We start from the raw sequence: 26,707 nt of genomic DNA on the forward strand, positions 1-26,707 counted from the left end.
ACGGTTTTCCCTTATATATGCTATAATAAACTCAATAAGCTGGGAATAGGCAGCTAGGGTTCCGCCTGCGCGAGCAGGGGCCGCGACCGAGCGCTGCAGCCCTGTTCCAACCGGACAGGGGCACCTATTGGCACAAAAAGCCCGAGGGGGATAGCTTGGCGTACTTGGTGTGCGTCAGGATATCTCCTGCGGGTTTTTTAATTTTATAAGGGGTGATTTTATGCTGGCCGAAAGATATGATGTGTTTTTAATTGACCTGGACGGAGTCATGTATGTTGGCGATGAACTTCTGCCAGGCAGCGGGGAAGCCGTTGAAGCGCTGCGGAGAATGGGCAAACAAATCTATTTTCTCACCAATGATCCGCGTTACTTACGCCGGGAGTTCTGTGAAAAGTTACTGCGGCTGGGGGTTAGTTCACAGGAGGAGGAATTCATTACGCCCGGCTGGACGGCCGCTCATTATCTTGCTCAGCACAGTATCCGGCGTGTCCAGGTGATTGGTACTGCGAGCCTGCGGGCGGAATTTGCCAACCAGGGTATTCAGGCAGTGACAACCGGTGAATGTCAGGCCGTGGTTGTCGGCTATGATGAGTGTACGACTTTGGCTGAGGTTGAGCAGGCGGTCCGGCAAATTGAAAATGGCGCCTGGTTTATCGCTACCAACTCTGATTTGTCGTTTCCCGGCAAGGACGGACGGCAGTTGGCTACGGGAGCTATCGTGCAGGCGATACAGGCGGCCTGCCGTCGGATTCCTGTTATCATCGGCAAACCGTATCCGCCCATGTTTCAACAGGCATTGTACAAGACCGGCAACAGCAGCCGGACAGTCATGATTGGCGACAGTCCGGACACCGATATTCTGGGAGCGCATCAGTGCGGTCTTGATGCCATCTTGGTAGAGCGGATTGCCTGCCGTTATCCGGCAGCGAACGATTACCGGCTGCCCAATGCCAGGATCACCACTCTGCTGGAACTGTTTCAACACAGTTCTGATTTCCGGGAGTGGCGCAATCCCGGCTTTCCCTGGCCGGATACGATTGAGCCCGGAGTCACTGCGGTAATTCTTAACAGTCAGGGTGAGGTTCTTCTGGTTGAACGTGTGGATAACGGACTCTGGGGTTTGCCGTCAGGTCATGTGGAAAAGGCTGAGACGGTTACTCAGGCCATTGTCAGGGAGATCTGCGAGGAAACAGGATTGGCTGTGGCTGTCGAAAAATTAGTGGGGGTCTATTCAGAACCTGCAACACAGGTTTTCAGCTACCCGTCAGGCAAACGCACTCATTTTATCACATTGTGTTTCCGCTGCACTATAACAGGCGGCCACCTGCGGGCCGATAAAAATGAGATCAGCAGGGCAGCCTTTTTTGCTGTTGATGAATTGCCTGCAAACCTGCTGCCAATGCACCCCCAATGGCTGAATGATGCCTTGGACAAAGCGGCTGCAGCCGTAATCAGATAGCAGGCTGTAGTCCACCATTTTTAGCTGGATTTTTGAATATTTACTGGCTTTCCATACAGTCTGCCGGTTCCCTATATGTACGTTAAATAACTTTAATTTGATTTAAAAAGGAATTCAGGTTTCTTAAGCGAATTTTACATTTTGTAACGAGGGGAGGTAATATAATGAAATTAAGCAAATATCTTACTTTGGTTATACTCTTGGTTAGTCTTGTCATACTATCCGGCTGCTCCGCACAGCAACTTTCGGCAGATGAGGTGCAAAAGTTTGCTAACCCTATAACCGAAAATATGCTGTTAGCGATGAATGAAGATGATTACCCTCGGTTTTCCCGGGATTTTGATGAGCAAATGAAAACTTCTTTAAATGAAGCACAATATAAGAACACTATCGGACCAATTAAAGCTAAAATTGGAAGTTATTTATCAAAGGAATTTATTTCGACAGAGAATAAAGACGGATATACGGTAGTGCTGTATAAGGCCAGATTTTCTCAGGAGCCTGGTGATGTAATTGTAAGAAGTGTGTTTAGCGATAAAAATGGGAAGAAGTATATATCTGGATTTTGGTTAGATTCTCCCAAATTACGCAGCAATTAACATAAGATGAGGTATCTGCCGAATAATAAGCTGCCAATGAGGGAACCGGAAGCGGTAAATAAAACATAGGATGCGTGTCATTAAAGGACTCCTGAAATCATCAGGAGTCCTTTAGTAATTAACAGGCGGATAGTTTTGGCAGCTCAGGATGCGTTTTTTTGAGGAGTTGTTTTCTTAGTAAGTTTAGTTTATTATTGGCATATATAGTCGCATTTTATGGTATTTTAGGTGCTTTTTGGGTTGAAGACATTATGCAGTTGGATTCAGACAAATTAATTTTATACGAAGGTAGGGTTAAAATGTGAGTATTAGAGTTATGGTTGTTGATGATTCACCGTTTTCTCGCACTCTTTTGGCAGACAGCCTACAGCAGGAAGGCTGTGAGGTCGTTGGCGAAGCAGATTCCATTGAATGCTTGATTGAGACGTACAGGCAATGTGAACCGGATATTGTGACAATGGATATTGCCATGCCTGGGGCTGACGGTTTCGAATGCAGCAGGGCATTGCTTGCGCATGACCCGAAGGCAAAAATAATTCTGGTCAGTTCAATGAAGGATGAGGAGACTGAAGCCGAGGCCCGTCGTTGCGGCGTAGTTGGCTATCTGCAAAAACCTGTCGAGGGCGAAGTGTTAAAGAAGGTTATTGAAGGAGTTATGTCTCCGGACGTTTTATATAATAATCTGCAAAGCTGGAGTATCGACATTTTTAAAGAAGCTCTCGGACAGAGCATAACTCGTATGACAAAAACCACGGCAACTTTTGTCGAAGCAGAGTGTTCGGAAAAAAACATATCACAAGGGATTACCGTGGTTATTGGCATAATTGGACATTATCCAGGGTCGATGATTTTAGACATATCAAAGGAAGCGGCAGAGAAAATGGCAGAAGTCATTCTCCGGCGGCCGGCAAAAGGCCAAGATGAGGTTGTGGCAATGGGGGCGGAATTTGCTAATGTAGTGGGTGGGATTGCCTGCTCAATGTTGAATAAAAAGGATAAAGCTTTTAGCCTCAGGGTATCTCCCCCCAGTGTGTTTTATGGAGCACAGACCGAAATCGCCAGTCCGGGTATTCGGCTTCACTGTTTGTATGCGGACAGTGATTTTGGCAGAATCTATCTGGGAATCGGCTTTAAGAAGGGGTCGGTATTGTGGATGTAACTATGATTAATCCTATACTGGAGGCCTTTGTCAGTATAGTACCGCAACTTGGCTTTCAAACAGTAGAAAAGAAAGGGATTTCTTTGAAAGGCTCCATTTTAACTTATCAAGGGGTTCTTATTAATATTGGTGTTGTTGGTCCGCTAAAAGGCGCAGTCCTCATTGGCATGGAGCTTGATTCAGCTAAACAGTTCGCTTCCAAGATGATGATGGGAATGGAAGTGCCTGAATTAGACAGCCTGGCTCAAAGCGCTATTTCTGAAATGGGGAACATGGTTTGTGCTAATGCTTGCACAAATTTTGCCAAGGCAGGCATTGACGGGCTGGATATATCACCGCCTACTTTGTTGATTGGCAATGATGGGCAAGTACGATTGGCGGTGTCTGAAGTCCTTGTTGTTAATTTGACTGTGGACGGCATACCTGTAAATGTTTATTGCGGGTTATACAAGTAAAAGCATTCGGATTTAAACCAATAATAGGGCAGTGATTGAGGCTATACACAGCGCGTTATTTTTCTCTGAGTTACTGTTGTGACTTATAGGCTGAGGCAATAGCCTCTTGTATCATTTTGGGGGTAATCCCTTCTGTCCATTTATCAAAATAGCAGGGATAGCTGGTTCCACAGGTTTTGCATTCTATAGATTGCTTAGCATCCTTTTGTTCCCGTTGATCATACATATAGGGCAGAAGCTCGTTGGTGTTATTAAGTCCGGGGGCATTCCCGTCTATCCTATAGGAATACTCATAAGTAGCCTGGTATTTTAGGGTAAAATGGTCAGCGCTGCAAACCGGACAAATAACACGAGTGGTATGATGCATAGTTGTCACCTCTATTTTTAATATTCCGGTATAGTTTTGCCTTTCTGAGGAACTAACTGCATGAGATCAGCGGTAGCCTATTGCTATTATGTCCATAAATAGCAGCCTAATGCTGGATAGCTGAAGCGTGGCGGCAGGGTACGGGCTGGGGCTTTGCTTTTGTTTATATGCTATGCAAATAAGTTTGCAATATTTTTTTATAATCAACGTCATTTGGTGGAAGCTTGCCATCGGTAATTACGAATTTAATTTTATCATCGGTACTCGGAACTACTCCTTTTTTATTTAATATATCTGCCAAGTGATTTATGGTGCCAACAGTTCCGTTAAAAAAGACAGTTTCTGTTGTAAACGATTTTTGCAAAGCTTTATTAAATAATGGGAAATGTGTACAGCCAAGAACAACGGCACCATAATCAGCTATTGCTAATGGTGCAAATTCCCGTTGCAAATACTGATATACAGCTGAAGTGTCAAACTCAAACTGTCTGGCAAAATCCACCAAGCGGCCTAATGCCATCGTATCAACCATGTCTGTCGCACCAAGTCTATGAATTAATTGATGAAATTTTTCCTCACGTAAAGTAAGGCTGGTTGCCAGTACCAATACCTTTTTGCCTTTTTCTTTACAATAAGCAACAGCTGGTTTTACAGCAGGTTCCATTCCAATGATCGGAAAACTATATTTCTTTCGCAATTTCCCGACAGCAACATTTGTTGACGTATTACAAGCGATCACCACGGCATCTACGTTGATTTTATCCATATAATCCATACCGTTTTGGACATATTGTTTTACTTCGCCTTTCGTCTTTTCCCCATAAGGCAAATGCTCGATATCAGCATAGTAAGTGTAATCAGCAAACGGTAGTATTTTTAAAGCGTGACCAAGAACCGTTAAACCGCCAATACCAGAGTCAAAAAAGCCGATCTTCATTTTAATCCCTTCCTAGTTTCAATTATTGTACTTATACTATCATGAACAACTCTGTCAAAGTACGGAACGCCGATGTGCAATAATAGTACCTGTATACTTATAATATCATAAACTACCTGCCGGTAGAAATCCTGCTCCCCCGACACTGCATAAAGCTATGTTCCAAAATATAATGAGAAACTCTTTACAGCAGGAGGCATATGCCGTATAATACCATCATAACCTGTAAGTGTAAGCCAACCAATTATCTGGTGGCGGCTGACTAGTTAACACACTAGAGGCCGGGAAAATGCTTTTTAAAAAGCATTTTCCCGGCCTTTTCGTATTTTCAGCAAATACGCATTTTATGTTCAGAAAGAAGGGTAACAGATGAAAAAAGCAACCATATGGCTTCCGGTTTTATCGATTGTTTTAGCAATTATTGTGGAAAGCTTCGTGGCAAATGGCGGCAGGCACACACCGGTACAACATCCTTATTTTAGCTACTTGCTGCTATGTTTTCTCCTGGGTTTTGCAACCGTTACGGTGGCTTCCTATTTTAATATGAAAGCAAAAGCATGGATTGAAGAACAGGCTTTGTTTGTTGCCGCAACGATTTTATTTTTAAATGTACTTAATATTGTAACCCAAAAACTGGGATTATTGCCGGTTATCTACTTTCCGTCCCTGGATAAAATCCTGGGCGTTATTATCGAAGACCGGGATTTTCTCGCCCTTTGTCTTGCCTCTTCCGGCAAGCTGCTTTTTACCGGATATTTTTTTGGAGCCATTGCCGGGTTCGCTACCGGTATTGCCGTAGGGTTCAGCAAAGGGGCCGGCTATTGGATAAACCCGCTGATTCGTGTTCTGGGACCTATTCCATCAACCGCCTGGATTCCGCTGGTGCTAATCAGCTTTCCCACTACATTTTCCGCCAGTGCCTTTTTGATTGCGCTTGCCGTTTGGTTTCCGACAACTGTAATGACCAGCAGCGGGATTTTAAATGTGCAAAATGCGTATTTCGAAGTATCCAGTACACTGGGAGCCGGAAAATATTATCAAATATTCAAAGTAGGTGTTCCTGCCTCCATGCCCCACATGTTTATCGGGCTGTTTAACGGGACTTGCGCCTCGTTCATCACGTTGATGACGGCAGAAATGCTGGGGGTCAAAAATGGTATTGGCTGGTATATTAACTGGCAGAAGGAGATGATGGCTTATGCGAATGTCTATGCAGGACTTATCTTAATTGCCATTACTTTTTCCATTCTTATTACACTATTATTCAAAGTACGCGATTATGTACTTGTATGGCAGAAGGGAGTCATAAAATGGTAGGGGAAATAAAGATAGAAGGAGTTGTTAAACGCTTTCCACAGCAGGATGCAGAGGATGTTGTTGCCCTCAGCGGTATTGATCTAACCATTGAAGCCGGTGAATTTGTATCGCTCATTGGACCTTCCGGCTGCGGCAAATCAACGCTGCTGCGGCTGATTGCCGGACTAAACGGCGCTGATGAAGGGAAGCTGTATATTGATAATGAGGCAATCAGCCAACCATCTTATGAACGCGGGCTGGTGTTTCAAAATCCCATGCTGTTTCCCTGGTTGAATGTCTATGATAATGTGGCCTTCGGTTTGAAAGCCCGCAGCGTCTATAAAGAAAGTAAACAGGAAGTTCATAAATTTATTGATTTGGTGGGATTATCAACTTTCCATAAATCATACCCTCATCAGCTTTCCGGCGGTATGGCACAGCGGGCATCCCTGGCAAGAGCTTTAGTGAATTATCCCAAGGTGCTGCTGCTTGATGAACCGCTTGGTGCGCTTGATGCATTTACCCGCATGAACATGCAGGATGAATTGCTCCGCATTTGGCAGGAACGGAAAACCACCATGATTATGGTGACACATGATGTAGACGAAGCAATATATCTGTCAGACCGCATCATTGTTATGACCCCAAGACCGGCCAAGATAGAAAGCTGCATTAAGGTAAAGCTGTCAAGACCCAGAGCCCGCAGCAATCCGGAATTTTTACATTTGCGCTCAAAAATTTTAGGGATACTGAATTACGCCGGCAATGAAAAAGAGCCCGGTTATTATTTATAAGAGGTGAAGGTATGAACAGGAAAAAACAGATGAGTGTGATTGCCTTAACAGTAATTTTTGCACTGATATTAACGGCCTGCGGCCAAAAACCGGTGACCAAGGCGGACGAGTTTGTGCTGAAAATCGGTTACTCCGGCAGCTTGTGTGAAGCTCCGGTGCATATGGCTGTGGAAAAGGGCTTTTTTGCCGAGGAAGGTTTGAAGGTTGAACTGATTAAGCTGGCCCCTGGTACAACATTTGAAGCCGTTACCGCCGGTAAGATAGATGCTGCTTTTGGTTTGCTGGCCAGCCTGATGCAGCCGCTTTCCAACGGATTGCCGATTAAGGTTACCACCGGTTTGCATACCGGCTGCGACAAGGTGCTTGTGGCCAGCGACTCCGGGATTAAGACCCTGACAGATTTAAAAGGTAAAAGGATAGGGGTTCCCAGTATGACCAGCAGCCCGATTATTTTTGCCAAACGGGCGTTAGCTGATGCCGGTGTGGGCGTAAGTGAAAAAAACATGGAAGTAGAGTTTGCTGTATTTAATGCCAGTGATCTTCCCATTGCTTTGAAAAACGGCTCGGTGGATGCACTGGCGATGAATGACCCGACGGCAGCCGTAGCCCAAAAAGAATATGGACTGTTTACTCTGGTTGACTCGGCATTGACCGAACCCTATAAACATCAGTATTGCTGCTCGGCATTTGTCCGGGATAATATAGCCAGCGATTATCCGGAAATTGCGGCAAAATATACCCGGGCTATGCAGAAGTCCAGTGCCTGGATCCAGAAGAATCAGGATGAAACCGCAAAAATTCAGGTTGAGAAAAAGTGGGTTGCCGGCGACGCTGCTTTTAATGCCGAAGTATTAAAAACCTATAACTATATTCCTTCGGTTAAAGGGGCTTACGATGCCTTTGGCATAACAGCAAAACAGTTGCAGCAGGTGGGTATGCTGAATAGTAGTGTGGATGTGGAAGCCTTGCACAAAAACAGCTTTATCTTTTTCAAAGATGTGCAGGATACTGTTCAATAGTATATAATACGGCAAGTTGGCTGATTGGCAGGATGCTGAAGGCTAAGGTAGCAATACTTTAGCCTTCGGCATTTTTCAGTTAGTCAGGTTCTGTTTAAGTATGAAAGAGGAGATCGTTACGCCTTATGGGGAGCAAATGGGAGCTACAAGCTAAACTTACTGCCAACAGCAAGCTGATAGTGCGCGCTTTGCGCCATCGCAATTACCGTTTGTTTTTTACCGGTCAGACGATTTCCATGATTGGGACCTGGATGCAGGATATCGCTATAAACTGGCTGATTTACGAGTTAACCGGATCGCCTTTGATGATCGGGATGGTTAATTTTTGCGGCAAAATTCCCGGGTTTATGTTAGGACCGTTTGCCGGTCTGATTGTGGACCGATTTAATAGACGTAGAATCATAATTTTTACTCAAATCATGTCAATGCTGCAGGCGTTGACTATGGCCATACTGGTATTGACTGGCCGGGTCGAGGTCTGGCATGTTATGGCATTGGGAACTTTGCTTGGCTGTATCCAGGCCTTTGATCTGCCTGCGCGTCACGCATTCATTGTTGATATGGTGGATGACCGGGACGATATGAATAATGCCATTGCCTTAAACTCGATTATTATTAACACAGCGCGGCTTGTCGGCCCGTCTGTTGCCGGCATTTTAATTGCCATTGTGGGAGAAGGCATTTGCTTTTTGTTGAATGCAGGCAGTTTTATCGCGGTCATCATGGCTTTAATGGCTATGCGGATCAATACCGGACCCGAGGAACCTAGCCGCCACTGGGCAATTGGTCATGAATTACGGGAAGGATTTTCCTATGCTTATCACTTTCTTCCCATCCGCTATTTGTTTTTTTTACTGTGGATTATCTGTTTGCTAGGAATGCCGTATATTGTGCTTATGCCAATTTTTGCCGATCAGGTTTTGGGCGGCGGTTCTACCATGTTAGGTTTCTTGTTTTCGGCTACAGGGCTGGGGGCCATCTGTGGCGCTTCCTTTCTGGCGGCGCGTTCCCAGGTCGCCGGGCTGGAGAATATTACACCGGCGGCGGCAGGCTTATTTGGTTTGGCACTGGTGGTATTCTCGCAAAATACCTCGGTTTGGCTGGCTTTGGGTATTATGTTTTTTGCCGGTATTGGCATGATCATGCACAGCATAGCAACAAATACACTGCTGCAAACCGTGGTCGACGATGGCAAGCGGGGACGGATTATGAGTATGTACTCGATGGCGTTCCAGGGCTTGACACCGCTAGGCAGTCTCCTGGCAGGCTTTTTGGCGCAACAGATTGGCGCTCCGGCGACAGAATGTATTTTTGGCAGTGTTTGCGTAATTGGCGCCATGGTGTTTTATAACTGTCTGCCAAAAATGAAAGCACATATGAGTGTTATTTACAATTAACATATAAAAGGATAGCAGGAGGTTATTATATGGGTACTTTTATTGAACGGGCAAAATCGACATGTGCTCTGGGTGGTGCTATTGTTACCATAGCTTCATTACCGCGGGCTATTCCCATTGTTCATGCATCAGGCGGGTGCGCCACCATGCTGTCAGGCACCTATAACCAGGCAAGCGGTTACAAAGGTTCAGGCTATTGCAGCGGCCATATGACACCTACCTCCAATGTTGTTGAAAAAGACATTGTTTTTGGCGGCGAGGAGCGGCTGGAGGAGCAAATTACCCACACGATCAAAATAATTGATGGAGATCTATATTTTGTTGTGACCGGCTGCCAGGTAGAAATCATCGGTGATGATGCCGTCGGTGTGACCCGGCGCTTCCAGGACGGTAAACTGCCTGTGCTGGCAGCCAATACCCCCGGCTTTTTGGGTAATGGCTTTAAGGGCTATGATGTGGTGCTGAGTACTCTGGCTGCCGAATTTATCGAACCCAAGGCAGTCAAGGCGGCAAAGACCGTCAATATCTTAGGCATAATGCCGGGACAGGATGTCTTTTACCGGGGAAATATCAGCGGTATCCAAAACTTATTAAACAAGCTGGGCATCAAAGCCAATACCTTTTTTGGCGATGGGGAAACCATCGAAACCATCAAAAATTACGGAGACGCAGCGCTGACAATTGTTTTTTCCGACAGATATGGCATCGATACCGCCAAGGTTTTTGAGGAAAAGCATAACATTCCGTATATTACTGCAGACCTTCCCATTGGCGAGACCAGGACAGATGCTTTTTTACACACAATTGGCAGACATCTGGGAATTGAGCCGGCGGCCATTGAAGCGCTTATTGCTGAGGAAAGGCGCTATTATTACAGCTATCTCGAACGGTTTTTGGATATTTACGGCGATATCGATTTGCAGCGGTATGCCATCGTTTCGGCCGATATTAATTATGCTTTTCCGTTAATCAGTTTTTTGGCTGACGATTTGGGTTGGGTACCGCATCTTGTTGTTATCAATGAAGAGGTGGATGAGCTTGGCAAAAAGCGCTATGACCAGAAATTTAATCAACTGACTTCAGAGGCCAAACCCAAAGTCGTTTTTGAACAGCATGCCGGACAGCTGCTGAACCATATCCGGCAAAGCTGGCCTCATAACAGCAATGATAAGTATTATGATGCACTCAGTCCGGCTTTCCTTGTAGGCAGCAGCCTGGAAGGCTCTACCGCCCAGAAGATCGGAGCCGCATTCCTGCCGGTTTCCTTTCCGGTCACTAACCGGGCTGTTTTGAATAAAGGCTACACCGGTTACCGGGGCGGGTTATCACTTGCCGAAGATCTATTTTCAGCGCTTGTCAGTAATCGATAGAAGGAGGCAGAATCATGTCCAAATTAACCGAAAACCTTACTTATGATTATTTAGCCGCCGAGGCCGCGCCTACCAGAGAAGAACGGATTGAAGCAACCTATGCCTTTGGTGGCTCTTGCTCAAGTCTGAAACTTGGCATGGGAAAGGGCTGCACTAAGTATAATTGCCGGAAGTTTGCGCAAGGCGGCGGCTGCCAGTTAACCTTAGCCTTGGGCATTGTCAGAACCTTTCAGAATACCGTGGTCATCATCCACGGGCCGCTGGGCTGCGCTTCCAATAACCTGGGGGTGGCCGGCTATAGTAAGACCTTCAGGGTGCTAAAGCATAAACCGGTTACCGATAATATCTGGTTACACACCAATTTGGATGAAAATGATGTTATTTCCGGCGGCATTGACAAATTGCGTGAGGCAATAGTATATGCAGAGCAAGAATACCGTCCTGATGCTATTGTCATTGGCAATAGCTGCGTACCTGGAATTATCGGCGATGATATTGATGCTTTAATCGACGAACTGGACGGACAGCTTTCGGCCCGGATAGTGCCTGTTCACTGCGAAGGGTTTAAAAGCAAGTTTGTTGCCACCGGCTATGATTCGGCTTACCATGGGGTATTGAAAAAACTGATTGATCCTGTAAAAAAAGCTAAAAAAACAAATCCAGGTGACAGTGCCGGGACAACTGCAGTGGAACAATATATTCACAGTAAGACTGTCAATCTTCTGAACGTGGGCTCCACCAGCTACGGCGATGAAGTGGAGTTATCAAGGCTGCTTAAAGCTCTTGGCCTGACAGTGCGTGTAATGCCGCTGTATGCAAGTATTGAGGAAATTTCCCGTATGGGGGAAGCTGCACTCAATGTCAGCATTTGCGCCACCCATGACGATTACCTGATTGGTCACTTGAAAGAGCGTTTTGGTACAGAATATATAATCGATACCCTGCCGATCGGTATTAAGAATACCAATCAATGGCTGCGGGCTATTGCAGCATTCTTTAAGCTCGAAAATGAAGCAGAAGAACTAATCGCCATGGAAACTCTCCAGATTGAAGCCGCTCTCGAACCCTTTAAAAAAGTGCTTAACGGCAAAACTGTTTTTGTCGGCGGCGGCGAGACCCGTATTTTTACAACTGCCGAATTTTATCAGTTTTTAGGGATGAAGGTTCTGGGGTTGAAACCGCATAATTTTGATCGTTTTGCCGTACCGATGATTGATGATATTGATGATCCGGAGGCTGTTGTTGATGTGGCGCCAGGGCAGCCGGCCGAAGAACTGGTTGTACTCAACCGCCTCAGGCCTGATCTTTATGTCGGCCATACGGGAGCCAACGCCTGGGTAACCAAACTGGGTATTCCCACCACACCGCTTTTTGGCCAGTCATTTAACTATATGGGTTATTCAGGAGCCTTTGAACTGGCGAGAAAAGCGGCGAGAAGGCTGCAGAATACCGCTTTTGCAAAAAAAATAGCGGCCAATGTAGCCCTGCCGTTCCGGCCTGAATGGTATGCCAGTAATCCGTTTGACAACATCAAAGAAGCACAGCAAGGTTAAGTAACAGGCAAAAGGCCAAACGGTTTTACCGCAGAAAATAAAGGGTACTCCAAGAAATGAGCCATAGCACAATCAATATAATAAGGTACTTGCCGATAAGACGTATAAATTGTAAGATTATAGTAATAAATATTCACCAAACACTAAAGGAGGATGATTTACCGTGCCTTATCTATTAAAACCATTACAGGCAGGTTCTTTATTATTGAACAACCGCCTGGTTATGCCGCCGATGGCTACTGCCAAAGCCGAACCTGACGGCAAGGTGAGTTCAGCCGTCCTGGATTACTACCGGGAGAAATCAGCAGGTGGTTATTTTTCTTTGATTATCGTTGAACATAGTTTTATCCAGCAGGCAGGCAAGGCCAGTGAAAATCAGCTTTCTGTCGCCGATGACAGTGTGATTGACGGCTTAAAAAGGCTGGCGGCTGTTATTCAGGCAAATGGCACGAAAGCGGTGCTGCAAATCAACCATGCCGGGAGTGCCGCTTCTCAGGAAATCACCGGTAGTATACCGGTTGGGCCCTCTGCCGTAAAAAATCCCCGTAAGGGCGGCGTTCCTCATGAGCTTACCCGGCAAGAAATTGGTGAAATTGTTGCCGCCTTCGGTGCCGCTGCCTATCGCACAAAACAGGCCGGTTTTGACGGCGTGGAAATTCATTCCGCGCATGGCTATTTTTTGAATCAATTCTTATCACCGCTGACCAACCGGCGCACTGATGAATATGGTGGTGATTTGCCGGGAAGAATCCGGATCCATAAAGAGGTTATTGCTGCCGTACGGGCCGCTGTAGGGGAAGACTTCCCCGTTCTCCTGCGGCTGGGAGCTTCCGACTATGCAGAAGGGGGAACCACCGCCGACGACAGCCAGATTGCCGCCAAAGAATTTGAAAAAGCCGGAGTCAATATCATTGATATTTCCGGCGGTTTTTCCGGCTATACCATTCCGGGAAATAATGAACAGGGATATTTTGCCCCACTTAGTACGGCAGTTAAGGAAGCTGTTGCCATTCCGGTTATTCTTACCGGCGGCATTACTGACGTACAGGCCGCCGAACAACTTTTAGCTCAGGGAAAGGCCGATCTCCTCGGTATTGGCCGGGCGGTATTGCAGGACTCGCTGTGGGCGAAAAAAGCGGTGGAAAGTCAAGCGCAATCGGCTTTATAGGCAAGTGTAATTACCCCGCAAGACTGCTCCTTTAGCGTCCGCAAAAACAAATTCTGGGAAGATCAAATAATTTTGCCAGACCTGCTGCAGTCACCCCATAATAAATGACAGGCTTTCCTTGCTGCAGTTCCTGGTAAGTGTCATTGACCAGGACGCTGCCTGTGGCCAGGACAATATCCGCCCAACGGACATGTTCGACATTGCGGGCCGCATCTTCAATCTGTACGCCACAGCGAATTTGGCCGATATTATCCGGGTTAAGATCGGTTACGCGCATGTCAAAGCCGGCGCTCTTCAGAGCCTGGATAAGGCCGGGCTGCAGCCCAATAAACGCGATCTTGGGCTGGCCATACCGCAGCTGAATATAGGACGGCAGTTTCTGAGCGCAAAGCGCTGGTTCGCTATCTTTGCAGTGGACGGTTGCCTTTATTTGCTGCAAATTACGCAGGACAGCGTTCAACGTTGCGACAAATACCGCTCGGCGAAAATTGGTGTCCAGCGGCAACTGCAGCACTTCGCCGAACGTGCCTTCAAACCGCCCTGGCCGGTCGGTAAAGGCTTGGCCGGCGCTACCGCGAAAGCGGGCCTCCATCATGACTTCTTTTCCGGTGAGAAGGGGATAATCGTCCCGGTCCGGCTTTCCAATCGCTTCTGCGGGAGTGAGATCGTGTGCGGACACAATATGAACCTTTTCGTTCTCATTCCATTTGTAGGTTGCCGCTAGTTGGCGAAGTTTTGTTCTGGCTTCTTGGAGTAGTGTCATACCATCATCCTCCTTATCCTACGGGTCGTGTTGCTTTGGCATAGATAAAGGCGCATTCAGGGTGATGCAATGTTCTTCCCGATGCGCCTTGGCGCTTACTTAGTGACCGCCGTCCTATGCAAAGACCGGCGGCAAAGTTTCATTTGGTTAATTTTTTTCACAAGCGAATGGCCAGGATACAATGCCGCCCTCCATAACCTTAACATTGTCGAAGCCTGCGCTTTCCAAAATGCCTTCAGCCTCATAGCCGCGCAGGCTGATTTTGCAGAAGGCTACAATTTCATCGCTTTTGTTTAATTCGTCCAGGCGGCTGCGTAACTGCCCCAAGGGAATATATTGGATGTTTTTGCAGTCAGCCAGACGAATTTGACGGCATTCATCCGGGGTGCGCACATCGAGGAAAACAGTTTGTGCGGATGTCATTTTTTCTTTAGCCTCAAGGGAGGAAATGCCTTTTAATTTACCAGCTAGTTTATTCATGACCGCGTTGGCCGCTACGGCAATATTGTCGATAGGCGAGTTATACGGCGGGGCATACGATAAATCAATATCAAATAAGTCATTAATGGTACCGCCGAATGTCAGGACTGTGGCCGCAACATCCACCCGTTTAGCCACTTCGCCTTCCCCTACGGCCTGCAGGCCCAGTACTTTGCCGGTAGCGGCATCGGCAATCAATTTTACGGTAATTGGTTTGGCTCCCGGCATGTAATGCGGTTTGTCGTGGCCGGCTACCATGGCGGTGATATATTCATAGCCCAGTTGTTTGGCTTCTTGTTCTGTCAGGCCGGTTTTGCCAACGTTTAGGTTATGAATTTTGACGACAACAGTACTGAGAATACCCTTGAATTTTGCATGACCACCGCACAGATTCTCACCGATAATTCTTCCATGCTTATTGGCCGTCGATCCCATAGGGGCAAATACTTTCCGGCCTGATAGCAGATTTGTATTTTCCACGCAGTCGCCGCCGGCATAGATTGCCGGGTCGCTGGTGCGGAGTTCTTCATCTACGGCGATGGCGCCGGTTGAGCCTAGCAATAATCCGGCCGCCTTGGCAAGCTCTACATTGGGGCGGGCGCCCATGGCCAGGATGACCAGATCGGCAGGGAGAGTGTGCTTGTCGGTTTCCACTGCCTCTACGGCATTGCCGCCGGTGAAGCGTACCACTTTTTCTGCTGTCAACAGGGTAAGGCCTTTATCCTGCACATATTTGCTCACGATACCGGCTATTTCCGCATCCAGAAAGGCCGGAAACACCTGGTCTTTCATTTCTACGATTGTGATCGGAATGCTCCAGTTGGACAGGGCTTCGGCCATTTCCATGCCGACCAGTCCGGCTCCGATGATGACGGCATTTTTAAACCGTTTTTCTTCCAGCCCTTGCCGGATTGCTTTGGCGTCAGCCGGATGCCAGAGTTGATAGATATTGGCCAGGTCTACGCCCGGCAGCGGTGGTTTGATGGCTGACGCGCCGGTGGCAATGACCAGTTTGTCATAGATAAGTTGCTCTTCGGTGCCGGAAGCTAGATTTTTAATGGTTACCGTCTTGGATTGGCGGTCAATGGCTGTGGCTAGAGTCTGGGGTCGTACAACAATGTCTTTGACATTTTTAAAATAGCCGGGACTACGCAGGATGCCAACCGGTGTTTTCATTAAATCTTCAATGTCTTCCACATCACCGGCTATGTAATAGGGCATGCCGCAGGCACCATAAGAAATGAGGTCGCCTTTTTCGATGACGGTGATGTGTGCCGCCGGGTCGCACCGTCTGGCTTTAGCTGCGGCTTTCAGGCCAGCAGCCACTCCGCCGATTACCACAATGTTTTGCATAACAAAATCCTCCTCACTATGATTTTTTTAATTTTTCCAAGTCTTGTGCCAACTGGTCGGTGTAGGAAGTCTGGTTAGGACAAAGATTGCTTCGCCTCCCTCTTGTAGAAAATGAACTATATTTCACAATTGTGTTAAAAAATATATCACTGGATATGTTTTTTTGGTAATTTGGGGGATATTACCGTCTCGTCAGTTAAGAAGACAGGGTCCCCTATATTAATATAACCGCCTTTTAAGATGATGCCAAACCGGCCTTCTCTGCTAACTATATAAGGCCTACCCTGCTCTTTGTATTGTTCTTTACCGACATGTTTAATTTGTATTAAAACTTCATTGCCAATTTGTACGAAACTGTTGGCAGAAAACTGCTCAAGCGGAATCCCGGAAACGGTGATATTTTCAGTATAGCCGCCGTTTATTACCTCATCATATTTTTCGGCGGGTACTTTGTTCATAGTCTCTATTGGAAATAAGCTTACTTGCCGATCCCAGTTACCACCATGGGCATCATTTTCCAACCCCCAATGTTCAATCACCTTTACCCTATTTATGCTATTTTTTTCGATACCTTTGCTTGAGCTTATGTGAATAGATAGAACAGTTCCCACTTTAGATACCTCCTTTCGAAAACTTATTATTGAAGTTATTCTAGTCGAAACAGTGCTATTCCTTTTTATAGCAAGCGCTCATATTTGACACCGGCAAGCAGGATTCGATTCAGTCATTGCAGGAGAGAGAAATCGCTGTTAGAAATAAGCGGCGATGCTTTGTTTCCTTCAGGCTCTAAGTGAATCATTACATCGCAGGTACCCCAATGATGTCTGATGGCTGCTTCAATTTGATCGCAGATGGCATGAGCCTCATCCAACGGCATGTGCTTATCTAAGATGAGATGCATGTCGATTAGGCGATAACTTCCCGAATATCTGGTGCGTAGCTGGCTCAGGGATATTACTTGATCATGCTGGTTAATGATCTGAGAAATTAGTTGTTCTTCTTCTTTAGGCAGACTGATGTCGGTTAGTTCCGCGATATTTTTTTTGATCATTGTGTAGCCTGTTTTCAAAATGATTATGGCCACCACCATGGCAATCACCGGATCGATCCATGTCCAACCGGTGATGTAAAGCCAGAATAAGCCGACCAATATGCCGCCGGATGTCCACATATCGGTTTGCAAATGGAGTGCGTCGGCTTCTAGGGCTGGGGAATTAGTTTGTTTAGCGACTGTCAGCATTTTATGAGAAACAAAATAGTTGACTATGACAGAAATGATCATGACGATCATTCCGTATGCCAGAAACGCGGGCGAATGGGTGTGAATATAGTTTTCATAGGCTTCATATATAATCCAGAAAGCCGCTGCGACAATGAGCAATGCTTCTATGGTGCCAGATACATTTTCGAATTTGCCGTGACCGTAGTGGTGATTGTCATCGGGAGAGGCAGCAGCCTTTCGTATGGCGTAATAAGCGATCAGGGTTGCCAGCAAATCGACGGCCGAATGAATGGCCTCGGAAATGATACTGATGGTGCCGGTAAACATGCCGACAAGTAGCTTTAATATTAACAGCAGAGAAGTGGCGATGATTGAGAGTTTAGCCGTATTCTGTTTTAAGGAGTTCATGCTTTCGGTCATAAGGAGACCTCCTTCGTAAACGTTATAATAGGTAAAACAAGGGCAGTACGTTATGCCAAAGGGGACTTACTACGGAAAGCGTGGGATTCTTGTGAGATATTATGAAATATATTTCATAATATAATCAAAAAAAATTTATATTTCGTTACGACGAACAGTAGTAGCTTGAGTATCCAGGTCAAATAAAATGGCGCAAGCCAGTTTGACAACGATAGGCAATGAGAAAATTACCGCCAACTGCTACCTAGCGTGTATGGTTCTTTGCTATGTTTTGAACTATGTTTCATAATAAATATATAATACTCAATGGAGAATGTCAAGAAATGAAATAAGATTTAAAGAACACTATATGGAATAACCGGCTGCAATGAGTTTGCGGCAGGCCTTGACAATGGAAACAGATGATACTACGATAAATACAAACAGGAATTAGATGGAATATCGTAATAACTTATCTTAATAAGATATATGAGGAGGTAACCTGGGTGATTCTGGCCAAGGAACAGATAAATAGATATTTACGGCATATTATCATGCCTGAAATTAGTGGTCCGGGACAGAAAAAACTTTTAGAGTCGTCGGTTTTTATCTATGGAGAAAGTGTAAGCGCCGCAGCGCCGGCGATATATTACCTGGCTGCATCCGGTATCGGTTCCATACACTGTCAGTTCGCCGATACAGCAGGCTTTGACAAGCTTGCTGCCTGTATTCGTGACTTAAACGGCGATGTCTCAATCAGTTTGGCAGACGGACAGGATAGCGGTTTGCGAATTTTTCTGGGTGGACCGGAGTTTATCAAAAAATCCAAGTTGGCTTTTGCACACTTTCTTCCTGCCGTAGTGGCTCTTTATTACGGTTGGCTGGGCGGTATCCAGGTGTTTAAAGCCGAGGATGATCTGGATGTATTCCTGGCAAAACTGCCTGATTTACAACCAGCCGCAGCTGCCGCTGCTGATACAAAGATAACTGCCGAAGTCTTTTCAACCTGCTTCCTGGGGGCGTTGTGTGCTATGGAGGCAATTAAACTGATCCTGGATATTGGCGAAACCGCAGGTGATTTCTTATATTGCAATCTTTTCTCCATGGAGTTTTCTAAGGTTGGCCAGGCAGAACTGGAACAGACCCTGGCCGGGTTAGCTTCGGTACAAGCAACCACCGCCCTGAATTTTGACCTGACCGACAGTAAAGTGCTGATTGTCGGAACCGGCGGACTGGGATCACCTGCCGCTTATGCACTGGCATCAGCCGGTGTTGGCACAATCGGTCTGGTAGATTATGATGCGGTTGAAATCAGCAACCTTAACCGTCAAATTCTTCATTCCGGGTCAAGAATCGGGATGCCGAAGGTGGAATCGGCGGCCCTGTTTTTACATGACATAAACCCGCAACTTAGTATTGATACATATCATACAGCTCTGAGCAAAGAAAATATTTATAGTATCCTTGAAAATTATGATCTTGTTATTGCGGCAGTTGACAATTTTCCTGACCGCTTTCTGCTGAATGATGCCTGCTTTTTCACGAAAAAGCCAATGCTCGATGCCGGTGTACTTAGATTTGATGGCACCTGTATGAGTATTATAACACCCCAAAGCCACTGCTATCGCTGTACGCTGCCGGACATTCCTTCCGGCGGCAGTACGCCGACATGCGCTGAATCCGGGGTGCTTGGCCCGTTGCCGGGAATCATGGGCTTTCTCCAAGCAGCCGAAGCCGTTAAATTATTATCCGGTCAGGGGAATACCTTACACGATAGAGTATTATTCCTGGATGGAATGTTTTCTCATTTTGGCACCATACAGTTGCGCAAGCAGAGCGGTTGCCGGCTATGCGGTACAAATCCTGCAATCCACGAACTCCAGGAATATAAATTCGTATGTTCTGATGAGGAGGATACTCACCAGGAGTAACCGCATAGTAGCCTGAGACTAATTTAATAAGGTGAATAGTTATGCGAAGTTGACCAGAAATACTGGAGGCTTGGTGCTACCCCTGTCAGGGGTAGCGCCAAGCCTTTTCATTATCCTGACAGAAAGCATGCCTTTGGCCAAAGGCTCGGCGCAAGTCGTGTTTTCTTTACCCTTAGGCATGTTGAAAAAGAAGGGAGATAGGAGTATGACATTTCTTATCTGGAGAAGCCTGCTGCACCGACGGCTGCAGAGTATCGCCATGATTGTTTCGATTGCTGTTGGCGCAGCCATCATTTTTAGCGTTGCCGCCATGTATAAAGGGGTGGCAGCAGGCATGGCGCTTTCCCGGCAGCGTATGGGAGCCGATATTGTTATTGTGCCGTATGGGGTGACGTTAGAGCCCAGCCTGCTCTTATTTGGCGGGGCGACGGCCAATTCCTATATGCCGGAAGGATATGTGGACAGCGTACGCGCCGTCCCGGGTGTTCGTACAGCTACACCGCAGTTCTATACTCATTCTCTAACGGCAGATTGTCATGATATTGGCAGCCAGAACCGGATGATTGGGTATGATGCGGCCAGTGACTGGATTATTGCTCCATGGCTGAAGAAGGTTCATAAAGATGAGCTTAAGGATGATGAGGTCATTTTAGGAGCCAAAGTACCTACCTGGACACAGGGAAAAATATCGATTTTAGATCAGTGGTACAATATTGTCGCCGTGGCGGAAGAAACCGGGACAACGCTTGACTATTCCCTGTTGGTCAGTATGAATGAGGCCAGACGGGTGGTTGCCAAAGATAAATCGTTGCGGGGAATATGGGAGAAACAAGGCCCCCCGGCTGAACTTATTTCGACTATTTTAGTGCAGGTGGATGAGGGGGCAGATATGAATGAAGTGGTAACCGCTATCCAAAGTGCCGGACTCATGAAACCAATTGTGGCGGCAGAAGTGAAAAAACGTATTGCCGATCAGTTTACGGTATTTTTGCTTTTAATTGGCATTGTCGGTATCCTGGCAGTACTAACCTCTTTGCTGCAGCTTTTTTCCCGGTTTTATACACTGACCTGGGAACGGCAGGCAGAGTGGGGGCTGTATCTGGCTTTTGGTGCCTCAGGGCGGGATATTGGTGCCGTGATTGTTGGCGAAGCGGCCACGGTAGCCATAACAGGAGCGGCTGCCGGCCTGCTATTGGGGGGCGGCTTGTATCAAGGCAGCTTGACGTTACTGGAAGCCTACCAATCGTTTCCCTTTGTACCGCCATCCTGGACATTTATTGGTGTTCTGGCTATTGGTATTACCATACTGTTCACCGGACTGGGTGCTCTGGCCGCCTGGCTGCCGGCCTATCGGGGCAGCCGTATTGATCCCAGTGTTATTATGACCAGAGGAGAATTTGATTAAGGAGAAAGAAGGGGAAATATGGAGAATCTGCTGGAAATGCGGGACATTGGCAAAAGTTACGGCGAGGATATCATTTTATCAGGGCTTTCCTTTACGCTGGCAAGGGGAATGGCGATAGCCATTATCGGACACTCTGGCGGCGGTAAGACTACACTATTATCGATAATGGGACTGCTGCAAAAGGCGACTTCCGGACAGGTACGGATAGACGGTCTGGATATTGCCGGTTTATCTTCTGCCATGTTGGCTAAACTGCGCGGTCAATATATCAGTTTTGTCTTTCAACGAGCCCGGTTAATTAATTCGCTGACTGCGTTGGAAAATGTCATCGCACCGGCCTGGTTTATTCGCCGCGGGGAAAATCTGGAACAGCAGGCACAGGCTTTGCTGGCGCATTTCGGTTTGTCCCACCGCCTGCATCATAAGCCGCAGGAACTGAGTCTTGGTCAATTGAGACGGATTTCGCTGGCCAGGGCATTACTGCTTAAACCGCCAATCTTATTGGCCGATGAACCGACAAATGATCTGGATCCGGCGTTGGCCGGAGAAGTTGCTGCCTGCCTGCTTGCTGCGCGCCAGGCGGGCAGTGGTGTAGTTATTGTCACCCATGACGTGGGGTTGGCGGCACAAGCGGATCAAACTTTCCGTCTGGCAGACGGGGCATTGCATTCTGTTGCCTGCCAGTAAACTAGTTTGAGCGTATAACGGCAGAAGCAAAGGAGAGCTTGCCTTATCAAGTCTTAAGGCAAGCTCTCCCTAATAGTAATCAATGAGTCCAGGCAAAATCCCCGTATCTTTCAGACCTGCAGAACCGAGTCTGCTTTCAGCCATCTGCTTACCTGGGATGTAAGCTCGGCGTGTTTGCCTGTAAACACGTGGTCTGCCTGCATACGGATCAATTCTTTTTTGCCCCTGTAGCCATCATACAAAATTTCCGACCCTGACGGTGGCACAACAATGTCCTGGCTGCCATGAATAAGCAACAGTGGTGAACGGTGATGCCGGGTTCGGGCCAAAGGATCATAGCGATTTTCCAGTAAGTCGTTGACAAAGTTGGGCGTGAGGCTGAACCCCTTACCTAAAAAGTTCGATACTGTCTCGCCTTGTAGGGAACGCTGCCACAGGTCAGGCCCTAATATAATGTTCCGGAAATTTTCAATCGGTTGAGTTACCGGAGCCAAAGCCACCCGCCCGGCAATGGCCTGATCTTCATGACTCAGTACAATAAGGCCGCCCAGACTATGTCCCAGTAAATAGATGGGTAAGCCATCAAACTCCGGCAGGTTTTTGACCCATTCAATCACATTGCGTAAATCGGCCTGCCAGTTTTTGATGGTGGTGTCGACGGCAAATTCACCATCGCTTTCACCTGAACCGGTAAAATCAAAACGAACGGCGATGAACCCTGCAGCTTCAATAGCATTGGCTACATGGAGCATTAGCTGATTTGCCCCGATTTTTTCGCTGGTGAAGCCATGGCAGCAGATAACGATCGGTGTCTGGGTCACAGTGAAGCTGTTGACGTGAATCATAGCAGATAATTTGCGGCCTTGACTGAGAATCCATTCATGTTGTTTCATGGTACTATCCCTCCCTAACTAAGATAAGGCTCAAAAGCGACCTAAGTCATTTTTGAGCCTTTAGTTTTTCTAATCAGCTTTACATATTATATTATCCGGTTTTTTGGTTAGCCCAACTGATTGACGGCCTGGGCGATTCGGTTAAGTCCTTCTGCCAACACCGGACGCGGGCAGCCAAAGTTTAGGCGCATAAAGCCGCTGCCTTGCCGGCCGAAAGTCGCACCGTCATTTAGTCCCACTTTGGCGTTGCTGGCAAAGAATTTTGCCAGCTCTTGCTGTGGGAGATTGAGGTTGCGGCAATCAAGCCAGGCTAAATAGGTGCCTTGCGGTTTACTGACCTTAATTGCCGGAATGTTGCCGGTAATAAACTCTGTCAGATACTCGGTGTTGCCTTCAAGGTAGACTAACAGCTCATCAAGCCACGGACCGCCATGGCGGTAAGCGGCTTCCAGCGCGGTGATGCCGAATACGTTGCTTTTGCTTATGCCTAGCTGCTGGAGAACTTGTGAAAATTGCCGGCGTAATTTGCTATCCGGAATTATGGCAATCGAGGTATACAGGCCGGCGGTGTTAAAGGTCTTGCTGGGAGCGGTAAGGGTAATGATTTTGTCTTCATTGCCGGTTTGCAGGGAGGCCAGCGGTATATACTGATGGCCGCTATATACGAGATCACCGTGGATTTCATCTGCCACAATTAATACGTTATTTTCCAGACAGATATTTATCAACTGGGTTAGTTCTGACTGCGACCAAACCCGGCCAACAGGATTGTGCGGACTGCACAGGATTAGCATTTTAGCTTCCTTGGCTTTGGCGGCTAAGTCCGCAAAGTCCATGCGGTATTCGCCGTCTTCATAGACTAAAGGGTTTTCCAGCACGGTGCGGCCCTGACTTTCCACACAGGAGAAAAAGGGCGGATACACAGGCGGTTGGATGATAACCTTATCATTGGGATTGGTGAATGTTTGTACCGCCAGTGTTATGGCCGTTACTACGCCGGGGGTACTTAGCATCCAATCGGGATTGGCTTGCCAGTTATGACGATTCTCCAGCCAGGCAGTTACGGCATCATAGGCATAGGAATGGGGCGAAGGATAACCAAAAATGCCATGCTCAACGCGGGCAGCTAATGCCTCCGTTACCGCTGGCGGCGCAGCAAAATCCATATCGGCAACCCAAAAGGGGAGCACATCTTTTGAACCAAACAGTGTGGCAGCGTCATCCCACTTGGTACTGCCGCTGTTTTGACGCGCAATTACAGTATCAAATCGAGTAGTCATAGTAATCACCCTTATTCATAGAATATAAGCTATTAGTTAAGAAATACCGGTTATGAAGCAGGATCAGGGTATGCAAAAAAGGCTAAAGTACGTCCGGGACAGACAATACTTTAGCCTTCAGTCTCTCTGATCAGCTAGATGGAAGTAAATAATATATAAATATAGGCTACCATTAGTGCGGGGAATTGTCAAGAATTTGAGAGAAAAACTCATGAAAAATTCCACAAAAAAACCTTGTATTTTTGGCAAGTGGTCAGTATAATAAATTACAAGTTAATAAAAAAATACAAATGAGACTGATTGGTGGATCAACCAAAGGTCAGGATAACAGTTCTGCAGGACTGTCATTCTGGCCTTTTTTTGTTCTAAAAGAAAAAAATTCTTAAAAACAGGATTCTCTAACAAGCTGGGAGGGGTAACACATGAGCAAAAAAATCAAGCAAATTGCCATTTATGGCAAAGGCGGAATTGGCAAATCGACAACAACTTCCAACATCAGTGCAGCGTTGTCAAAATTGGGTTATAAGGTAATGCAGTTTGGCTGCGATCCGAAGGCTGACTCAACCAATACGCTGCGCGGCGGTACGTACATTCCTACAGTGCTTGATACACTGCGTGAGAAAAACAAGGTGCAGGCCGAAGATGTAATTTATAAGGGTTTTAATGGTGTGTATTGTGTGGAAGCAGGCGGGCCGGCTCCCGGTGTCGGCTGCGCCGGGCGGGGCATTATTACGGCAGTTCAGCTGCTTAAGCAATTAAAAGTATATGAAGAACTGGAACTGGATGTTGTTATTTATGATGTTTTAGGCGACGTGGTATGCGGCGGTTTTGCCGTACCTATCCGTGAAGGTATTGCTGAGCATGTATTTACCGTATCTTCAGCCGATTTTATGGCAATTTATGCGGCCAATAACTTATTCAAAGGAATTCAGAAATACTCTAATTCCGGTGGTGCACTGCTGGGAGGGCTGATTGCCAATTCAATCAATGTTCCCTATGCAAAAGAGATTGTGGATGATTTTGTACAGCGGACGCAAACCCGGGTGGTGGAGTATATTCCCCGTTCAGTAACCGTAACCCAGGCCGAGCTTCAGGGAAAAACGACAGTGGAAGCGTCGCCAGGTTCTGAGCAGGCGAAAATTTACAGCCGCTTAGCCCAAAAGGTAATAGAAACCACAGAATCCAAAGTTCCATCCCCGCTGGAAACAGCCGAATTACGCAAGTGGGCCGCCACATGGGCCGATCACCTGCTGGCCATGGAAACAGGTGAGGTTCGCAGTGCGGCGGCTGGTATCTAAGAGGGATTATCCGGAAGTTAAGCCCTCCCCTGCCGCTGCTGACATGTTGCTTTAAACGGGGGCAAAAAAAGCGAGGTGAATTGTATGGGCAGCGTATGCTTCAGTACGCTACATGCTGATGTTCTGGAAAAAACAAGTAAGCATCCTTGCTACTCGGCAGATGCTCATCATAAATATGCCCGGATGCATTTGCCGGTGGCTCCCCGGTGTAATATTCAATGTAATTATTGTAATCGTAAGTTTGACTGTGTCAATGAAAGCCGTCCGGGAGTCACCAGCGAGGTATTGACACCAGAGCATGCTAAAGATAAATTTGCCTGGGTTAAAGAAAAAATGGAACACCTCAGTGTTGTTGGCATTGCCGGACCGGGTGATGCGCTGGCTGACTGGCTGTTCACCAAACAGACAATTAAACACATTCAAGCCCTGGATCCGGAGATTACCTTCTGCTTATCGACAAATGGATTGCTGCTGCCAGAATATGCGCCTGAAATTGTGGCTTTAGGTATCCGTCATGTTACAGTAACGGTTAATGCGCTGGATCCGGCGATCGGGGCAGAAATTTATCAGTTTGTATCCTATCAGGGTAAATGGTACACAGGTGTCGCAGCAGCAGGACTGTTGCTGCATAATCAGTTGGCAGGCATAGCGTATTTAGTTAAACATGGTGTTATGGTTAAAATCAATATAGTTATGATTAAAGGGCTTAATGACAGACACATACCGGCGGTTGTCAAAAAGGTAAAGGAACTGGGAGTGTTTGTTACCAATATTATGCCGCTCATTCCCGCGCCGGGCAGTGCCTTTGAGCACTTACCCCAGACCAGCATGAAAGACCTGAATACCTTAAGGGATGTTTGTCAGCTTGATATTCGCCAGATGCGCCACTGCCAGCAATGCCGGGCCGATGCCATCGGCTTGCTGTATGAAGACCGTTCGCAGGAATTCCGGATGTGCGACCGGCCTCAGGACGGCGTAACGGTAAACAACGGGAACCGGAAGCTTTACCGGATTGCTGTTACCTCAAAATATGGAAAACTAGTGGATCAGCATTTTGGTCATGCCACTAAACTGCTTATTTACCAGGGCGATGGACTCCAGTTTCAGCTCCGTGAGACCCGGACGGTAGGTCGGTATTGTGCCGGGATGTCAGAGTGTGATGCCGAGGCTGGGGACAGCGGGAGGGAGAAGATTATTGAGGCGCTGAAAGATTGTAATGCGGTACTGACAATGCGTATTGGCTATCATGCGAAAGAGCGGTTGCGAGATAAGGGGATTTTTATCTCAGAATACTGCGATACAGTAGAAGCAGGTCTTCGCTATGCAGCAGCTCAAATGCAGTCTCAGGGCGCGGCAGAAAATGAGTAGGAAACTATTGACAAATAGCTTACGGGCAGTATAATTTAAATACAATAACATTCCA

At 46.8% G+C, this 26,707-nt stretch carries 24 protein-coding genes; 16 read left to right on the top strand and 8 right to left on the bottom strand.

Annotated features, from left to right (window positions below):
• The first annotated feature begins 220 nt into the window (after positions 1-220).
• From SPSPH_RS04870 to SPSPH_RS04885, 4 genes are all read left to right on the top strand, one after another.
• Entirely contained in the window at positions 221-1,459 is a 1,239-nt protein-coding gene (locus tag SPSPH_RS04870; RefSeq protein WP_075753764.1) for an HAD-IIA family hydrolase, read from the top strand.
• 164 nt (positions 1,460-1,623) lie between these two features.
• Entirely contained in the window at positions 1,624-2,058 is a 435-nt protein-coding gene (locus SPSPH_RS04875) for a DUF3887 domain-containing protein (RefSeq protein ID WP_075753766.1), read from the top strand.
• Positions 2,059-2,359: 301 nt separating this feature from the next.
• Positions 2,360-3,217: a response regulator gene (locus SPSPH_RS04880; RefSeq protein WP_198930889.1), complete on the top strand. Its 858-nt coding sequence runs from the start codon at positions 2,360-2,362 to the stop codon at positions 3,215-3,217.
• The gene (locus SPSPH_RS04885) at positions 3,208-3,672 is read left to right on the top strand and encodes a chemotaxis protein CheX (RefSeq protein ID WP_075753768.1); all 465 of its coding nucleotides are present in this window, start codon (positions 3,208-3,210) and stop codon (positions 3,670-3,672) included. The genes SPSPH_RS04880 and SPSPH_RS04885 overlap by 10 nt, the downstream gene beginning before the upstream one ends.
• 70 nt (positions 3,673-3,742) lie before the next feature.
• Here SPSPH_RS04885 and SPSPH_RS04890 read toward each other — a convergent pair whose 3' ends face one another.
• Together SPSPH_RS04890 and murI are read right to left on the bottom strand one after the other, a co-directional pair.
• Positions 3,743-4,039, bottom strand: coding sequence for a hypothetical protein (locus tag SPSPH_RS04890; protein ID WP_075753770.1), 297 nt, complete (start codon positions 4,037-4,039; stop codon positions 3,743-3,745).
• A gap of 163 nt (positions 4,040-4,202) precedes the next feature.
• Entirely contained in the window at positions 4,203-4,976 is a 774-nt protein-coding gene (gene murI / locus SPSPH_RS04895) for a glutamate racemase (RefSeq protein WP_075753772.1), read from the bottom strand.
• A gap of 369 nt (positions 4,977-5,345) precedes the next feature.
• Here murI and SPSPH_RS04900 point away from each other — a divergent pair, with 369 nt between their 5' ends.
• The 7 genes from SPSPH_RS04900 (at position 5,346) to SPSPH_RS04930 (ending at position 13,573) form a co-directional block, all read left to right on the top strand.
• Positions 5,346-6,293 carry an ABC transporter permease gene (locus tag SPSPH_RS04900; RefSeq protein ID WP_075753774.1) on the top strand — a complete coding sequence of 316 codons (948 nt, stop codon included), beginning with the start codon at positions 5,346-5,348 and terminating at the stop codon, positions 6,291-6,293.
• On the top strand, positions 6,287-7,066 hold the full coding sequence (locus SPSPH_RS04905; protein ID WP_075753776.1) for an ABC transporter ATP-binding protein: 780 nt from the start codon (positions 6,287-6,289) through the stop codon (positions 7,064-7,066). The genes SPSPH_RS04900 and SPSPH_RS04905 overlap by 7 nt, the downstream gene beginning before the upstream one ends.
• Before the next feature lie 11 nt (positions 7,067-7,077).
• Complete coding sequence (locus SPSPH_RS04910; RefSeq protein ID WP_075753778.1) at positions 7,078-8,085, top strand: ABC transporter substrate-binding protein; 1,008 nt, start codon at positions 7,078-7,080, stop codon at positions 8,083-8,085.
• Positions 8,086-8,210: 125 nt separating this feature from the next.
• The gene (locus SPSPH_RS04915; RefSeq protein ID WP_075753780.1) at positions 8,211-9,482 is read left to right on the top strand and encodes an MFS transporter; all 1,272 of its coding nucleotides are present in this window, start codon (positions 8,211-8,213) and stop codon (positions 9,480-9,482) included.
• 29 nt (positions 9,483-9,511) lie between these two features.
• Positions 9,512-10,852: a nitrogenase component 1 gene (locus tag SPSPH_RS04920; RefSeq protein ID WP_075753782.1), complete on the top strand. Its 1,341-nt coding sequence runs from the start codon at positions 9,512-9,514 to the stop codon at positions 10,850-10,852.
• A gap of 14 nt (positions 10,853-10,866) precedes the next feature.
• Positions 10,867-12,405 carry a nitrogenase component 1 gene (locus tag SPSPH_RS04925; RefSeq protein WP_075753784.1) on the top strand — a complete coding sequence of 513 codons (1,539 nt, stop codon included), beginning with the start codon at positions 10,867-10,869 and terminating at the stop codon, positions 12,403-12,405.
• A gap of 163 nt (positions 12,406-12,568) precedes the next feature.
• Positions 12,569-13,573 carry an NADH:flavin oxidoreductase gene (locus tag SPSPH_RS04930; RefSeq protein WP_075753786.1) on the top strand — a complete coding sequence of 335 codons (1,005 nt, stop codon included), beginning with the start codon at positions 12,569-12,571 and terminating at the stop codon, positions 13,571-13,573.
• Positions 13,574-13,604: 31 nt separating this feature from the next.
• Here SPSPH_RS04930 and SPSPH_RS04935 read toward each other — a convergent pair whose 3' ends face one another.
• From SPSPH_RS04935 to SPSPH_RS04950, 4 genes are all read right to left on the bottom strand, one after another.
• The gene (locus SPSPH_RS04935; protein WP_075753788.1) at positions 13,605-14,336 is read right to left on the bottom strand and encodes a Rossmann-like domain-containing protein; all 732 of its coding nucleotides are present in this window, start codon (positions 14,334-14,336) and stop codon (positions 13,605-13,607) included.
• Between the two features lie 147 nt (positions 14,337-14,483).
• Positions 14,484-16,169 (bottom strand): FAD-dependent oxidoreductase, encoded by a 1,686-nt coding sequence (locus SPSPH_RS04940; protein ID WP_075753790.1) that lies wholly within the window; start codon positions 16,167-16,169, stop codon positions 14,484-14,486.
• Positions 16,170-16,315: 146 nt separating this feature from the next.
• Positions 16,316-16,780 carry an MOSC domain-containing protein gene (locus SPSPH_RS04945; RefSeq protein ID WP_075753792.1) on the bottom strand — a complete coding sequence of 155 codons (465 nt, stop codon included), beginning with the start codon at positions 16,778-16,780 and terminating at the stop codon, positions 16,316-16,318.
• Between the two features lie 113 nt (positions 16,781-16,893).
• Complete coding sequence (locus tag SPSPH_RS04950) at positions 16,894-17,811, bottom strand: cation diffusion facilitator family transporter (protein ID WP_075753794.1); 918 nt, start codon at positions 17,809-17,811, stop codon at positions 16,894-16,896.
• 485 nt (positions 17,812-18,296) lie between these two features.
• Here SPSPH_RS04950 and SPSPH_RS04955 point away from each other — a divergent pair, with 485 nt between their 5' ends.
• From SPSPH_RS04955 to SPSPH_RS04965, 3 genes are all read left to right on the top strand, one after another.
• Complete coding sequence (locus SPSPH_RS04955) at positions 18,297-19,721, top strand: HesA/MoeB/ThiF family protein (RefSeq protein WP_075753796.1); 1,425 nt, start codon at positions 18,297-18,299, stop codon at positions 19,719-19,721.
• A gap of 205 nt (positions 19,722-19,926) precedes the next feature.
• On the top strand, positions 19,927-21,126 hold the full coding sequence (locus SPSPH_RS04960; RefSeq protein WP_075753798.1) for an ABC transporter permease: 1,200 nt from the start codon (positions 19,927-19,929) through the stop codon (positions 21,124-21,126).
• An 18-nt stretch (positions 21,127-21,144) separates the two neighbouring features.
• Positions 21,145-21,813 (top strand): ABC transporter ATP-binding protein, encoded by a 669-nt coding sequence (locus tag SPSPH_RS04965; RefSeq protein ID WP_075753800.1) that lies wholly within the window; start codon positions 21,145-21,147, stop codon positions 21,811-21,813.
• Between the two features lie 110 nt (positions 21,814-21,923).
• Here the strand turns inward: SPSPH_RS04965 and SPSPH_RS04970 are convergent, their stop codons facing one another.
• Positions 21,924-22,706: an alpha/beta hydrolase gene (locus tag SPSPH_RS04970; RefSeq protein WP_075753802.1), complete on the bottom strand. Its 783-nt coding sequence runs from the start codon at positions 22,704-22,706 to the stop codon at positions 21,924-21,926.
• A gap of 107 nt (positions 22,707-22,813) precedes the next feature.
• On the bottom strand, positions 22,814-23,986 hold the full coding sequence (locus SPSPH_RS04975) for a MalY/PatB family protein (protein ID WP_075753804.1): 1,173 nt from the start codon (positions 23,984-23,986) through the stop codon (positions 22,814-22,816).
• 422 nt (positions 23,987-24,408) lie between these two features.
• Here SPSPH_RS04975 and nifH point away from each other — a divergent pair, with 422 nt between their 5' ends.
• Together nifH and nifB are read left to right on the top strand one after the other, a co-directional pair.
• A complete protein-coding gene (gene nifH, locus SPSPH_RS04980) occupies positions 24,409-25,284 on the top strand; it encodes a nitrogenase iron protein (protein WP_075753806.1) in 876 nt (291 codons plus the stop codon).
• Positions 25,285-25,368: 84 nt separating this feature from the next.
• Complete coding sequence (nifB, locus tag SPSPH_RS04985) at positions 25,369-26,652, top strand: nitrogenase cofactor biosynthesis protein NifB (protein WP_075753808.1); 1,284 nt, start codon at positions 25,369-25,371, stop codon at positions 26,650-26,652.
• The last annotated feature ends 55 nt before the right edge of the window (positions 26,653-26,707 follow it).

The sequence above is a fragment of the Sporomusa sphaeroides DSM 2875 genome (assembly GCF_001941975.2).
Lineage (GTDB): Bacteria > Bacillota > Negativicutes > Sporomusales > Sporomusaceae > Sporomusa > Sporomusa sphaeroides.

Bases quoted from the DNA above. Each gene is read 5' to 3' on its own strand.
- SPSPH_RS04870 (WP_075753764.1), top strand. From the start codon at position 221: ATGCTGGCCGAAAGATATGATGTGTTTTTAATTGACCTGGACGGAGTC.
- SPSPH_RS04875 (WP_075753766.1), top strand. From the start codon at position 1,624: ATGAAATTAAGCAAATATCTTACTTTGGTTATACTCTTGGTTAGTCTT.
- SPSPH_RS04890 (WP_075753770.1), bottom strand. From the start codon at position 4,039: ATGCATCATACCACTCGTGTTATTTGTCCGGTTTGCAGCGCTGACCAT.
- murI (WP_075753772.1), bottom strand. From the start codon at position 4,976: ATGAAGATCGGCTTTTTTGACTCTGGTATTGGCGGTTTAACGGTTCTT.
- SPSPH_RS04900 (WP_075753774.1), top strand. From the start codon at position 5,346: ATGAAAAAAGCAACCATATGGCTTCCGGTTTTATCGATTGTTTTAGCA.
- SPSPH_RS04905 (WP_075753776.1), top strand. From the start codon at position 6,287: ATGGTAGGGGAAATAAAGATAGAAGGAGTTGTTAAACGCTTTCCACAG.
- SPSPH_RS04910 (WP_075753778.1), top strand. From the start codon at position 7,078: ATGAACAGGAAAAAACAGATGAGTGTGATTGCCTTAACAGTAATTTTT.
- SPSPH_RS04915 (WP_075753780.1), top strand. From the start codon at position 8,211: ATGGGGAGCAAATGGGAGCTACAAGCTAAACTTACTGCCAACAGCAAG.
- SPSPH_RS04920 (WP_075753782.1), top strand. From the start codon at position 9,512: ATGGGTACTTTTATTGAACGGGCAAAATCGACATGTGCTCTGGGTGGT.
- SPSPH_RS04925 (WP_075753784.1), top strand. From the start codon at position 10,867: ATGTCCAAATTAACCGAAAACCTTACTTATGATTATTTAGCCGCCGAG.
- SPSPH_RS04935 (WP_075753788.1), bottom strand. From the start codon at position 14,336: ATGACACTACTCCAAGAAGCCAGAACAAAACTTCGCCAACTAGCGGCA.
- SPSPH_RS04940 (WP_075753790.1), bottom strand. From the start codon at position 16,169: ATGCAAAACATTGTGGTAATCGGCGGAGTGGCTGCTGGCCTGAAAGCC.
- SPSPH_RS04950 (WP_075753794.1), bottom strand. From the start codon at position 17,811: ATGACCGAAAGCATGAACTCCTTAAAACAGAATACGGCTAAACTCTCA.
- SPSPH_RS04960 (WP_075753798.1), top strand. From the start codon at position 19,927: ATGACATTTCTTATCTGGAGAAGCCTGCTGCACCGACGGCTGCAGAGT.
- SPSPH_RS04965 (WP_075753800.1), top strand. From the start codon at position 21,145: ATGGAGAATCTGCTGGAAATGCGGGACATTGGCAAAAGTTACGGCGAG.
- SPSPH_RS04970 (WP_075753802.1), bottom strand. From the start codon at position 22,706: ATGAAACAACATGAATGGATTCTCAGTCAAGGCCGCAAATTATCTGCT.
- SPSPH_RS04975 (WP_075753804.1), bottom strand. From the start codon at position 23,986: ATGACTACTCGATTTGATACTGTAATTGCGCGTCAAAACAGCGGCAGT.
- nifH (WP_075753806.1), top strand. From the start codon at position 24,409: ATGAGCAAAAAAATCAAGCAAATTGCCATTTATGGCAAAGGCGGAATT.
- nifB (WP_075753808.1), top strand. From the start codon at position 25,369: ATGGGCAGCGTATGCTTCAGTACGCTACATGCTGATGTTCTGGAAAAA.